This window comes from Aphanizomenon sp. UHCC 0183 (assembly GCF_009712065.1).
Lineage (GTDB): Bacteria > Cyanobacteriota > Cyanobacteriia > Cyanobacteriales > Nostocaceae > Dolichospermum > Dolichospermum heterosporum.
The window spans coordinates 4,265-18,390 of the sequence record NZ_VILC01000065.1 but is presented as its reverse complement, the minus strand read 5'-3'; the positions used below and the strand labels follow the sequence as shown (position 1 = coordinate 18,390).

At 40.5% G+C, this 14,126-nt stretch carries 9 protein-coding genes; 3 read left to right on the top strand and 6 right to left on the bottom strand.

Annotated elements, in window-relative coordinates:
* Both FJR37_RS26550 and psaX read left to right on the top strand, forming a co-directional pair.
* The coding region (locus FJR37_RS26550) for a hypothetical protein (protein WP_217355326.1) at positions 1-216 on the top strand (216 nt) is incomplete at its 5' end.
* Between the two features lie 27 nt (positions 217-243).
* Positions 244-363: a photosystem I protein PsaX gene (gene psaX / locus FJR37_RS18640; RefSeq protein WP_028083170.1), complete on the top strand. Its 120-nt coding sequence runs from the start codon at positions 244-246 to the stop codon at positions 361-363.
* A 21-nt stretch (positions 364-384) separates the two neighbouring features.
* On the opposite strand, the gene FJR37_RS18635 is transcribed toward psaX, so the two are convergent.
* The 6 genes from FJR37_RS18635 to FJR37_RS18610 all read right to left on the bottom strand — a co-directional run bounded on the left by FJR37_RS18635 (position 385) and on the right by FJR37_RS18610 (position 11,849).
* Positions 385-1,254 (bottom strand): branched-chain amino acid ABC transporter permease, encoded by an 870-nt coding sequence (locus FJR37_RS18635; RefSeq protein ID WP_168466782.1) that lies wholly within the window; start codon positions 1,252-1,254, stop codon positions 385-387.
* Positions 1,255-1,493: 239 nt separating this feature from the next.
* A complete protein-coding gene (locus tag FJR37_RS18630) occupies positions 1,494-6,188 on the bottom strand; it encodes a response regulator (RefSeq protein ID WP_168466781.1) in 4,695 nt (1,564 codons plus the stop codon).
* A 417-nt stretch (positions 6,189-6,605) separates the two neighbouring features.
* A complete protein-coding gene (locus FJR37_RS18625; RefSeq protein WP_168466780.1) occupies positions 6,606-9,503 on the bottom strand; it encodes a methyl-accepting chemotaxis protein in 2,898 nt (965 codons plus the stop codon).
* 31 nt (positions 9,504-9,534) lie between these two features.
* Complete coding sequence (locus FJR37_RS18620) at positions 9,535-10,068, bottom strand: chemotaxis protein CheW (protein WP_027404670.1); 534 nt, start codon at positions 10,066-10,068, stop codon at positions 9,535-9,537.
* Between the two features lie 7 nt (positions 10,069-10,075).
* Entirely contained in the window at positions 10,076-10,447 is a 372-nt protein-coding gene (locus FJR37_RS18615) for a response regulator transcription factor (protein ID WP_027404669.1), read from the bottom strand.
* 178 nt (positions 10,448-10,625) lie between these two features.
* Positions 10,626-11,849, bottom strand: coding sequence for a response regulator (locus FJR37_RS18610; protein ID WP_168466779.1), 1,224 nt, complete (start codon positions 11,847-11,849; stop codon positions 10,626-10,628).
* Positions 11,850-12,195: 346 nt separating this feature from the next.
* On the opposite strand from FJR37_RS18610, the gene hmpF reads away from it, so the two are divergent.
* Entirely contained in the window at positions 12,196-13,950 is a 1,755-nt protein-coding gene (hmpF, locus tag FJR37_RS18605; RefSeq protein WP_168466778.1) for a pilus motility taxis protein HmpF, read from the top strand.
* Positions 13,951-14,126: the final 176 nt, after the last annotated feature.

Genomic DNA, 14,126 nt, shown 5'->3' with positions numbered 1-14,126 from the left:
GGAGTAGGGGGAGTAGGGGGAGTAGGGGGAGTAGGGGGAGTGGGGGGAGTAGGGGGAGTAGGGGGAGTAGGGGGAGTGGGGGGAGTAGGGGAGCGGGGAGCGGGGAGAGGAATTTTACTGATGACAACGGACAACGGACAACTGACAACTAACCAACTTTACAAAAATATTTTTAAAGAATTTGCAAAATTGGCGCGTGAGTTTGCTATTTCTTAAAAAGTCACTAAATTAGGAGAACCGCTTATGACTGCTAAAGGCAAACCCGCTGCTAAACCTTCCTACGCTTTCCGTACTGGCTGGGCGTTGTTACTTTTGGCTGTTAACTTTTTGGTAGCAGCTTACTACTTCCACATCATTGAATAGTTAGAACTAGATCGGTGCTGTTTAAATCGTGCCTTTAAATAAACCTTTGGGACGAATAAGCAGCACCACAATCATGATTAGTAGAGCTATACCTTGCTTGTACTGTGAACCTAGCCAGGGGGTGCTAACTTCTTGGGCAATACCAATAATAAAGGCGGCGGCGATCGCTCCATAAGGATTACCAATTCCCCCCAAAATCACTGAAGCAAACAAAGGTAAAATCAAAAACCAACCCATATTTGGACGCACCGCTGTAATTAGCCCGTACATACCCCCACCTAAAGAAGTGAATGTCCCAGCAATTACCCAAGTCCACAAAATTACCCTATCAACATTAATACCAGATACTCTAGCTAAATCTAAATCATCAGCTACTGCCCGCATTGCCTTACCAATTTTCGTATTTTGTAGCAAGTAGTGTAGCGATAAAATCGCCAAAATAGCTAATCCCAGTACCAATAATTGATTTTGCGGTACTTTTAAAGTCCCAAATTCTAAAGCCGGAATCACGGGCAAATTATAATTTTGGTTTTTACCTCCCCAGAGAAAAATAATCCCATTGCGGAGAAATAAAGCTAGACCGATAGAGATAATAATCAGTGTTGTCGAACTAGCACGGATAGACCGCATTTTTGACCATAGCAATTTTTCTGCTAGTAACATTCCTCCCACAGTTCCCACGGTAGCCACAATCATTGACAACCAAATATTTAGACCCATAGCATTGACCATGAGAGTCAAATAAGCTCCTAATGTGAGAAAATCACCGTGGGCAAAATTAGACAACCGCAAAATCCCATAGGTTAAGGTCAGTCCTACTGCTGCTAAGGCGATAATGCTACCAACAGCGATACCGTTGATAATTAATTGAGCAAATTGTGTAATATCCATAAATATGAAGTTATGGTGAAATTATTGTGAATTTTTGAAGTTGTTATACTAAACACGGGTAAGATTTAAACTTTTGCCAAATGACAAAGAACCCAGATGTGTAGGTGTTTAGCACTGCTAAACACCTATGTTTAGAATCAAACAATCAAGCCGTTTTGAGTATTGTCCGACTACTTATAGGATTTTTACCGATTTAGAATGGTTGGTTTATTTACGCCGTGTTGTCCTAGTATTCTTCATTAAGCTGTAACTACGACGTTTTCTCCTTTTAGCATCCGCGAAGCTGCTTCTAAAAGTGCTTCTTCTAAATAGGGTTTAGTAAAGTAGCCACTAGCACCAAGTTGTAGTGCCATTTGTCTATGTTTATCTGCACCACGAGAGGTAAGCATGGCGATAGGTAAGTTGCTAAAAGAACCATCTTTCTGCATTCGAGACAGCAGTTCTAATCCATCACAACGAGGCATTTCAATGTCACAGAAAACGATATCGCAATGTAAACCGGAACGAAGTTTATCCCATGCCTCTTGCCCATCACGGGCTTGTTCTACCCGATAACCAGCTTTGCTAAAGGTAAGAGATAGAAGTTCTCGAACTGTGATGGAATCATCAACGATTAATACTGTTGTTTCTACTTTGTCAGCGGAGATGGTGTTTACTGATGGTGAATTTGTTTGCTGCCAATTGCCACCGATATGTTTAGACATCTTGCCTTGGAAGATGTCAATGATTTCTAGTACGTCAGCAATGGGCATGATCATGCCGTCACCAAGAACTGTAGCACCAGCTACGCCACTTGGTTTAGGTGCTGGTCCTTCAAATTGCTTAATTACAATTTCTTGTTCACTGAGGACTTGATCAACTTGTAAAGCAATCATTGTATTGCCTGAACGGATAACGATGACAGAAATCATGTCATCATTTTTTTTAGTCCCATAGATGTTGCCACGACTAAGTTGACGGTTAAAAACTAAGATATCTTTTAAAGGCTTGAAGGGCAGAATAATCTCTCTCCAGACGATAAATGATTCTCCGTCAGCATCTTGCTGAATGTTTTTGCTGGGAATATTCAGGGTATCTTCCACACCATCCATTGGAAAAGCGATTCGGGTGCGATCGCAAATGCAGAATAGGGCTTTACAAATACTTAGGGTCAGTGGTAGACGAATGGTAAAGATCGTTCCTTGACCTAGTGTGGAGTCAGTACCAACAGTACCGCGAATTTCGCTGATATCGTTATGGACGACGTTCATGCCCACACCCCTACCTTTGATATCGTCTACTTCATCGGCGGTACTAAAGCTGGGGAGGAATAAAAGTTCGTAGGTATCAATCCGGGACATGGTTTTTGCCTGTTCGGGGGTGAGGATACCTTTTTTAACGGCTTTGTTTTTAACTTTTTGATGATCAATACCTGCACCGTCGTCACTAACAGAAATAATGGTTTGGTTTCCTTGTTGTAGGGCGCGAATATTAATGATACCTACGGGTGATTTACCTGCGGCTTCTCGAATTTCTGGGGTTTCAATGCCGTGGGAGATCGCATTATTGACCATGTGAGTCAATGGATCTGTGAGACGATCCAAAATCATCTTGTCAACTAAGGTATCCACTCCTTCTGTGACTAATTCTACTTGTTTGCCATATCTAATGGCATTATCCCGCACCCCTCGCCGCAACCGATCAACAGCTTGGGTAAATGGAACCATTCGGGCTTTTGTCAATCCTTCTTGTAGTTGACTAGTTGCTTGGCGTAACTGTCTTGCTACCTGTTCTGTTTCTTCGGTAACAAAGTCAATATCACTGGCTGACTCCCGGACTCGCACGATGAACTCAATCATTTCTTGTGCCAGGATATGGAAGGGCGTAAACCGATCCATTTCAATTTCGCTAAACCCGCGATTATGGGAATTTCCTGATGGTGGTCCATCATGTTCTCGATAACGGCGACTGGATAGGAGAGAGGCTTCTAAGAGCGATCGCTCGTAGTATTCCTGCATCCTCACTCCCACATCTGATAGATGCTGTACCTGAACCAAAAGACTATCTAGAGACTGTCGCAGACGTTCATGATCCTGCTCTAATGTATTACGATTTACCACCAACTCCCCGACTAAGTTACTCATATCATCCAGTTGCTTAACTGGAATTTTCATACTTTCTTCTCTTATCGTTCGTCGAGTTGTCGGACGGGGGATGGGGATTTTGCTAGTAGAAGTTTTTCCTGATGCGGCAGATGAGCCAGATATTGTTTTATCAGCCTGTTCTAATAAATCCTCTAATTCACTAAATTCATCTTCTAATCCCAAGGAAGAAAAAGTATTTTGAGAGTTCGTTACTACAGGTTGAACAATTACTGGTGTCTGTCCAATAATTATCTGTGCTTCTTTGTCTCCCACCTCATCCAACAATGCTTCTAATGCTGCCAAATCTTCCCCTGGGATAGATTCTGACTCCTGATTAGTAATTTCTCCTAATGCTGTGGATAAAAGTGCTTCTATCGCCGCAAAATCATCTATTAAAGATGCTTCTACTATATCTTTTTGTACAGGTTCATCCAATAGTGCTTCTATTGCCGCAAAATCATCTATTGAAGATGATTGTAATGGATTTTCTAACTCTAATTCTGAGTAAGTTTCATCCACTACGGCACTATCTGTAGTTATTGCTGTTAGCAAAATTGAGTCTAATTCTAAGTTGAAATCTGCAAAATTAGAGGTAACATCTAGATTAGTGCCGGATTTAGAAGATGTTATTTCCTCTTCAAACAAAATCAAACCGTCATCATTGCCATCTTCAACAGGCTGAAAAATTTCTTGATCTGCTGTTACTTCTGGAGGTTGAGAAAAACTATTAATTTCTGGTAGAAATAATTCTCTAGATTCGGAAACATTGTTAGAGTTGGCATCTATAAAATCATCAAATAAATTATCTATGACTTCCGCCCCAGTATCGCTATCTGACGTGAAGAATAAATCAAAATATTGTTCTTGGGAAGTTGGATTAAACCCTTTTTTATCTACATGATTATTTGTCGTTAATTGCTGATATTTTGTGCCAATTTCAAGAGATGCACTAAATAAACTCTCCTCTAGTTCTTTAGCTATATCTTGACTAATTACAGAGGTGTTTTCTGAGTCACTTATGCCTAGATCATCCCAGAAGTTATCTGGATCATCTACTGAATTAGCAAGATTAGTTGTTATTTCTGGTGTCCTGAATAAATCATCAATTTCATTGACCAGGGGTGGCTGGGGTTTTACCGCTGTAAATAAATTATCTAATGATAAACTTTCTGGTGCCGATGGTTTTATTTTTGATGTTTTTACAGTGGTAGGAATAACTTCTACTGGAAAATTGGCATCTGTATTTGCCGATAAAAAGGAATTATCAAAATTGATTTGAGGTTCTGTAGCTATTTCTGCTATCGCAGTATTTTCTGATTCAGTTGTTTCATCTGTAAATATTAATTCATCATCGGCTATGAAGGTCAATAATTCTTCTAAATTATTACTGCTATTTGTCTCATTTTCAGAATTAGGCTGCCGTGATTGTCTAGAAATTGAGATTAATTCTAGCAATACATCATCTGATGGAAATTGTAAATCTGTATGATTTGACAACAGATTATTAGGTTCTATCGGTTGAGAACTAACTGTTTCTGCTATATCCCCTGATTCTAATAAACTATCATCAAATAAGAGACTTAAATCCTCATGATTATTTGCAGTTATCTTATGTATATTGTTATCTTCAAAGAAGAGTAAATCAGCTAAATTGTAATTATTCTCTTCAACTTCACTATTGGTAATTGGTAACTGATAGTTGGTGATATCTTCTAATATTTCTTCTTGTTGCCAATTATTTTCTAAATCGGGGGTATCGCCTTCAAATAAATCAGCCAGAGTGTTTAACTCAGAGATTCCTATTTCTGGAGAGTTCTCAGTCACAGTTGATTGATGATCAAACAAATCTGGATCGGTAAATCCATTGATGTTAGGTTCTAAATTTATTTCTGTCGTATCTGTAAATAAAGTTTCCCCAGTTTCGGTTTCTGCAAATTCTAATAACTCCAGTTGTGCAAGAGGAAACAGATTTTCTAATTGTTGACTAATAGTAATTTCCCCATCTCTATGTTGCAGAACTAATTCTTGCGCTTGCTTAATTTCAGTAATAATTATTTTGGCTAAAGTTAAATAACTATTATCGGGATTGGATATAGCCAGGGCTGCTGATTCACACAGATTGCACCAATTTGATAAATTTAATTCTCTACCAATTTTTACTAATTGATGACAGCATTCTTGTAAATTGTTACGGGAAGTCTCTAGGTTAGTTTTTTTAAACTGTTGCAACATTTCCCGCAGAACTTGTAACACCTGTGCTTGAAACTCTCTCCAATCCTGATTTTGTTTACTTGGTATCGGTGAATTTTGTATCTGTGGGGAAACAGGTGGCTCTATGTGCAACCGGGTAGGAGATGCGCTACTAGGGTTTAATACTTGATTATTACCTTGTTTTAGCAGTAGTTCTATATGCTCATTCAGCCATTGCATGACTGGTTCAGTTTTTGACATCAAAGCTTGAGCTTTTTCCTCTGATAACCCAAAGGGATTGCCAAGATTGTCTATTAAGGCTTTTAATGTATCACAGATGTCCAATAGCAAAGACTCTAATCTTTGGTCTACTTGAATAGGATGTTCTTTAAGAATTTTGAAGCAATCCTCAAGACGGTGGGATGTGTGCTGAATACTACTCAGACCTAACATAGCCGCACCACCTTTGATAGAGTGGGCTGCACGGAAGACTTCATTAATCATTTCTGAATCTTCCAGGGTTCCTTGAAGATTCAGTAATCCTTGTTCAATAGTGTTTAGGTGTTCTCTGGCTTCTTCGAGAAAGTAACCTAAAATCCGTTGTTGTTGTTCCGGCTGCATAGTTAATTAAATCGGCTTACTACAGGTAAAAGGTGCAAGAAAAGGCGCGTGGCAAACAAAAAAGTTAACAGACTAGTACCGCAGGGCGGAAGTCAAAAGTCAAAAGTCAAAACGAAGACAGTAAGTAATGGGACAGAATTAATTACACAATTGATTTTTCTGTTCCCAGTTAAGAGTTCCCTGTTCCCTCTCTCAACGAGTGAATTTAATTTTGTCCGACTACTTATAGGCTTTTTAACGATTTAGAATGGTTGGTTTATTTACACCGCGTTGTACTAGTGGTCTGTCAAATTTATCCCCTGCCCCCCCTGCCTCTCTTCTCCCCCTGCTTGCCTTCACCCATCATTTTCGGGTTGACAGACTACTAGGCATAGAGGTAAACATTAATTGTTCCTTTTGCCTTTTGACTTTTGCCTCTTACCTAGATTCGATAGTTTCCACTCGGAAGCGTTCCACGGAGGCAATTAAATCGCGGGACACTCCCACTAAGTGTTGCAAAGCTCCAGAAACCCGCTGTGCTTCTTGAGAGGTTTCTTGGGCCGTTAATTCCACAGATTGCATGACTTGGGCGACAGCACGGGAGGTTTCCGTTTGTTCTACAGTATCACTGGTAATTGATCGTACTAAAATATCAATGTGATCGGCTACCTGGATGATATTATCTAGCGATCGCTTGGCTTCTTCTGCTAATTTAGTCTGATGAATTACCTGTTGTGTCCCTTCCTCCATAGCTGTCATCACTGAGCTAGTTTCGCTTTGAATTTGCATCACGATTTGCTCAATTTCTTTTAAAGACTTCGCAGATCGATCAGCCAACTGTCGCACTTCATCAGCCACAATAGCGAACCCTCGACCCGCTTCTCCTGCTCTCGCCGCTTCAATACTGGCATTAAGAGCCAATAAATTAGTTCGAGAAGCAATCTGTGAAACTATGGCAACAATAGAGTTAATTTCCTGGGAAGATTCCGCCAAACGTTTCACTTTGCGAGTAGTTTCTGCCACAGTTTCCCGAATTTCCAAAATCCCTGCCACCGTATTTTCTACCGCTTCGCCCCCTTTCTGAGCAATTTTACTAGCATCACGGGCTACAGTTTCCGCTTCCCTAGCCGCCTCTGCTACCCGTTGAATGGAATATGTCATTACCTGTACAGAATTCAACGTCACAGCCAACTCTTCTGCCTGTCGCAAAGCATCCCCAGATAAAGCTCTCGCAAAGGTTTCTGAATTAGTTGAACCTTTGGTCACATCCCGTGCCGCCACTTTCACCTGTTGGACAATATCCCGCAGGTTTTGAATTGTCAGGTTAAAGGCATCCGCTACCGCTCCCAGTACGTCGGCTGTGACTTCAGCTTGAACCGTCAAATCTCCCCTAGCTGCTCCTTCTACGTCATCCAGAAGGCGAATTACCTGACGTTGAAGGCTTTCCTTCGCTTCTTCCATCTCAATGGCTTTACGTTGCGCCTCATTGGTAGTTGTGAAAATTACCCTAGCCATATCATTAAAGCCAGTAGCCAAGTAGCCTAATTCATCTTGTGAATAAACAGTAGCTTCCACATTCAAATTACCTTGACGCACAGAATCAAACTGAGCTTGTAAGTCCTTTGTAGTCCGGCGAATTTGTTTAAGGGTGAGATTCCCCATAAACCCGGCAGTAGCTGCACCTGTAGCTCCCGCAGCCAAAGCCATTAACAACCCTGTATTTCTCACGGATTCCCGTTGTTGAGCCGGTGAAATGGAAATTGTCAAAGCACTAACCAGAGCTACACCCAACATTGATACCAAACCGACGCTGCCAGCTATCCACCATTGTTTATGCTCTAAGGAGGCATTTTCAAAAAGTCCAAATAGCCCTTGTTCTGAGGTGACAATTGGTTCTGTCCTCGCAAGGTCTGATTGAGTAAATATACGAGATGCTTCTTGATTACCTGTAATTGTGAATAGTTCTTCATCACGATGACTGAGATCCTGATAAGCATCCCCTCTTTCATTAGCGAATGAGTTATTCACAAATTGAGCTTGGGAATTTCCCTGACTATCCAGGGATTCTGACAGTATTCGCCTATCATCAAAACTATCATCTTCAGTGAGTTCAAAGCCGGGGATATCACCGAGATCATCAAATTCATCAAAGTCGTTGAGAAAATCTATATTGTTCTTGCGAATATTTCCACTAGAGATATTACTGGTATCTTGAGTGGAAACAAAGGTTTCACTCCTCGAATCTACTTCAGATTCTGACCCAAAAGCCGATTCAAACGCATCTAAATCAAAGCTATCATCATCAAAATTATTTTTTCCTAATGAGGAGTTGAAATTAAACTGCCGTTGTGGTGGTACAGAATCGTTGATAAATGATCCTGATTGCTGATTGAGTTGGGCCTGTGATCTAGGTGCAGATTCCCCGGATATATTATGCAGTAGACTATCTTGGTTACTGAGAGAAAAGTCCTCTTCCTGGCTATTTTGCCAATTATTTCCTATATTATTATCGTTGTTGATAGCCTGTTCATTAATCTCCAAATATGTATTTATTACACTAGTGGTTAAGTCTGGAGAATTATCATCCATCAATTTATCTATATCTTCATCTTCCCCCATGAATAGCTCAGTCTGGTTTTCAGAATCATCATCAACCGATAATTTAGTTTCTGCAAAAGGTGAATAGCTCTCCTCACCATTACTCATGACTGAACTGCCATTAGCTAGATTGTTATTAATATCCCCATGATTATGACCGGCAGAACTTCCTTCTTGCCAAAAAGGTGATAATTCTAATTGATCTGATATCGGATTATCCGCGAGATATTCACTAGATAAGGCAAAGGGATTATCAGTCGTGGCAGTATCCAATGAATCGCTATCAAATTCTAGACTATCTGGATCACTAAACGGATTATGTTCTTGAATATCTAGGGGTGATTCGTATTCTTCAAAGGAGTTCATTTCCAGGTTGCTACCATGCCAATTCCTCATAACTCCTGAATCTAAAGATACTTCAGTTGTCCCCTGAGACAGAGATTCATCATCACCAAAGGGCTGTGTAAACTGATCTATAGTTGCTAGACAATTATGAACAAGACTAACACTTTCTTGATCATCTGTTAGACGCAATACTATTTGATACTCATTCTTGGCTACATCATATTGTTGCAACATATAGTAGATGTGTCCCTTTAGCAAATGTGAATCAGGGTCATCTGGTGAATTCTGCATCAACTGATTAATCACTATCGCAGCTAATTCATAATCTTGCTGCTCATAGGCTGTTCTAGCTCTATCATAGGTTATTTCTTGAGAATTTATACGTGTTTCCATTTCCTCCCTCCCAATTGAGTTCCGACTAATTTCACCCTGCCCACCGCGCACTTCGCAAAATTGCTATCTGATCCAGTAGTCGCAAATATTTTTTTTCTTTTTCTGTATCAAATAACCATTCTCCACGCAAAAACGGAGCCATCGCATCTGGTACGTTATTTTGTGGCATTAGATACTGTACATCAAGCCAGTCCATCCCACAAATTTCTTCTACCCCTAAGCCTACTATCGTATCCTGATCTTCAATGGCAATGACTGGAATTTCTGAGCAATCCGTGTTTAATGGCGTTGTTTCCCCTAGAAATTGACCCAAATCAGCCACCCAAATCAAGCGCCCCCGTAAGTTTAGCGTACCTAATAGTAAGGGCGATGTGTTAGGAATTGGTGTAATCTGATCAGGACTAAGTTCAATTACTTCCCGAATTCCCGTGGCTTGCAGTGCAAACTCCTGACGTGAGGGCAGATAAAACCGCAAATGCAACTCACCTTCAGGACTTTCTAGTTGTAATTCGGGACGAAATTGATCTTGCCCTGTACCACTTAAAAAATCTGGTTTACTAACCATATTATTTTCATCCTTGTCCTCGCAGGAGTTGTTTGACTGTTCCTACCAATTCAGTTGGTTGGAAAGGTTTTGCTATATAAGCATCTGCCCCTTGTTTCATTCCCCAATAGCGATCAAATTCTTCACCTTTAGAAGAACACATGACAACAGGAACATTTTGGGTTTTAGGATCAGATTTTAATCGTCGGCAGAGTTCATAGCCGTTCATGCGGGGCATGACAATATCCAAAACCACCAAATCGGGAGGTGTGGTTTGAATCGCTTCTAAAGCTTCTGCACCATCGCTGGCATGAGTAACTTTTAAGCCACTAGCTTTCAGTAGGTCTGTAATCATCTCCCTCTGGGCAATACTGTCTTCAACAATGAGAATTGTGCTCATAAATGTCTATTTAGCCTCCTGATTTAGATTTTCCGTTGAGGAAAATAATTTGCGGTGATGGCAAAGATTAACTGTATAAATTAAGTCTATTATTTCCCTACTTTACTGTGTATGGAAGAGAGTTAAACAACTAAATTTTATTCCTGTGATCACATCTTTTACCCTATCTTGTCATCAATCAACAAGTCTTATCTCCTATTTGCACACTTGGACAATGATCTAAGTTGAGATATTGTGCTACTAGCATGAGCAATTCTTGATCTGTAAAAGGCTTAGTCAGGTAATCAGTTGCCCCTACCATGCTGGCACGAACGCGATCAATAAATCCGTCTTTGCCAGTCAGCATAATAATTGGCACGGACCGAAATACTGTGGAGTGCCGTAACATGGCACAAATCTCGTAACCATCTAATACTGGCATGGCAATATCGCAGAGAATTAGATCTGGCTGGAGTTGAAAGACGAGACTCAAAGCTTGTAAGGGATGAGTGATGGAAATCACGTCATAACCTTGCAATTTTAGAATAGATTCTATCGTCTCACAAATCACTAATGTATCTTCAATACATACTACCCGCCCTTTATGTTTTTTTGTTTCTAGGTTTTGTTTTTCTTTGCTAAGTTTATATGTGTCTGAATATACTAAATGTAGCCAACCTTCTTGGACATAAGGATATATAGCTTTTGCTAAAGTTAAAATATCACGGTTGAGATAACGAGCTAGTTGGCGTAGAGAAGTTTTTCCATCAGCCCATTTATGTAATTTTTTGACTGTATCTTCTGGTAAGGAGGCACTTAATTTAGCCATATCAGCTAAAATGGGTAATTGTTCTGTAGATTGAATATGTGGGTATAATTGCTTCCATTCTTGCACTTGTTTGGTGATTTTGGCAACTAATGGAGCAATTTCTAAGGTGGTTAATTGTGGTACTATTGCTGTCCCTAATTCAAAGATGAAACTGCCTTGGTGCAAGCTCAACAGATCAAATAAAGTTTCTTGGACTAAGCCATAAATGATTGTCCGAGCAATTTTCGGAGTGATAATATTTTGCTCCAAAAGTGCCCAAATATAAGCATATTCTGGAGAATTAGTGACTGCTAGAGATGCCAGTTGTTTAGATTCAAGCGGCTGTTCGACTCGGTAATAACGCAGGTAATCGTCAATCCGCGATAAGCTACTGTCATCTGCTTGGCAATAGACGATTTGACCGTTGAGAAAAAATACAAACCATGATTGTGGTGTATTTTCTCCTCCTTGCCGATTTTTGAAGGTTTCTTCTCCACTGAGTTGGTGACTTGGATATGATGTGCGGGCTTCTACCCATAATTGTCCAGTCCGTTGTCCTAACTCAATTAGTTGGAGAATACTGCAAATATCAATCTCATTTAAGTTTCCCTGCATTTAGCTACAAAGCATTAATTAAGTATCAGCAACAATACCTTGTCCAAATCGAAAAAAGTCTTGATTTGTAGGTTGGGTTGAGGTAAGTTCACGAAGTGTGGCGTATCCCTGCGGGAGCCGTAGGCATCAGCTATAACCCAACAAATGCGTCGGGTTGCGCTGTCGCTTAACCCGACCTACAAAAAATGGACAAGGTATTGAGCAAGTATTAATATATATGATATCTAAGAAAATAGTTTTATCTTCCTTGTGCTGCTAGACTAATGTTGAACAAAACCAAGTTGACAGAATCATCTACGGTATATCCTAGAACACGGACACAAAGTACATCAAAAGGATTGACGGTGTGCTGTATTTAGCAGAAGTACAAAAACAGAAAGGTGGCTTACTTAGTGGCGGTGGCAAAAGCGAACTAAAATTGATCGCTTGTCAACGTGCTGATCAAAATTGGAGTCCAGTCCCGGACGAAATGATTGTTACTGATGAAGCAAGTAAATTGAATGATGGTGCATTGGTACTGGTGGATTTGAGTCCAAATCGTCAAGTACAGCGGATTCAAGATGCTGGTCGTCCATTGGTGAATATTTTGCAAAATTTTTCCCGACAAGTGGAAAAGTTTAAACTTAAGGAGGAGGAAATTGACCAGTGGAAACAGTCGCTGAAGCTACAAATTCAGGAACTGAATCGTCGGGAAATAGAAATGGAATCCCGGTGGGACGAGGTACAAAAACTGGAGGATGATTCTAAGCGGATAGATACGCAGCAACACTTGATTAATACGTCTCGGACGGAAATTGAGCGGTTACAGGCAGAAGTTGAACGTAATCGCCAGGATTTAGAAGGTGCTTGGGAACATCTGCGCGTTGAGCAACGCTGTTTAGAGGAGATCAGATTAAATCTTCAGCAGTCTCAATCTGTAGATAATGAGCGTGGTCAAAAGCTAAGTGATTTGCTTAATCGTTTATCTGTTACATCTGCTCCTATTAATATAGTTAAGGAAAGTCTTAATTACGCTTTTGAACTTGCCAATAAGCAGCAGGATGTTTTGAATTTGCATTGGCAAAAGTTGGATATCCAACGTCATGCAGCTAATCAGCAGCAAAGGGAGGGAGAGGAACTGGTGCAAACTTTGGGCGATCGCCAAAATGAATTGCAACAGGCACAGGATTCTCTAGCACAAGAAATTACCCAGTTACAATTACAAATAACAATAGTTAATAGTAAACAGGAATTAACTTCCATACTCAAACAGTATTTAGAAACTGAGGAGGAATTTTACCAAAAGCTGCATCTTTTGGCGACTAAGACTGTTGCTGAGGTAGCTAAACCGGAAGTTGATGTGACGGCTTTGCAACAAATGCCTCTGAAAGAATTGGAGAAAATGGTGCAAGATTGGCAGGAGAAGTTAGATAGGGATTCTAATTTTGTGCAGGAACAGGAGCAGGAGCTTGAATACAAGCAAGAACTTATAGAAGAACTTCAACAAAAAATTGTTAATGCCACTGGGGAAGAACTGGTAAATTTAGAGTTAGAATTAGTGGATGAACAGGATCTTTATCAGATGCTGAACGAGAGTTTGGTGGGACAAAGACGCAATTTGATTGGACAACAAAAAACTCTCCAGCAGAATCAAGTGGTATTGTGGCAAAGACAAGGGATTTCGGTGGAGATTAAGGGGGAATCTAGTGATTTAGAATTATTGGTTTCCCAATTTGCAGCCGAGAAACAGCGAAAATCTGCGGAAATTGAGAAGCTAGAAGGTGATATAGCTTTGATACTTGTTACTATTGCAGCGGATCAAGGGGCTATTGATCATCAAACTCAGGAGGTAGAAGTAAAGCGTCAGGAAGTTGATTCTATTCAGGAGCAATTACTGAATTTACGAACTGCAACTGCTGAATGTTGGGGGAGAGTGAATCTTTATCAGGAAGCTCTGCAACCTATTCAGGATGAGCTTGATAGGTTACAGGAGCAGTTAAAAAAGATTTGTGAATCTTTAACTCAAGTACAAGCATTTGGGGATTCTCAGATTCAGGTTGTTTTTGATCTGCGTCAGGTGATTGAGAGTTTTGTAAATCTGCCGGAGGTATTGGTTTCTTAGGGAACACCAAAAAATAAATTACCCAATTTTGTGGGATGGGCATCCTACCTCCCCTACCTCCCCTACCTCCCCCTACCTCCCCTACCTCCCCTACCTCCCCTACCTCCCCTACCTCCCCTACCTCCCCTACCTCCCCTACCTCCCCTACCTCCCCTACCTCCCCTACCTCCCCTACC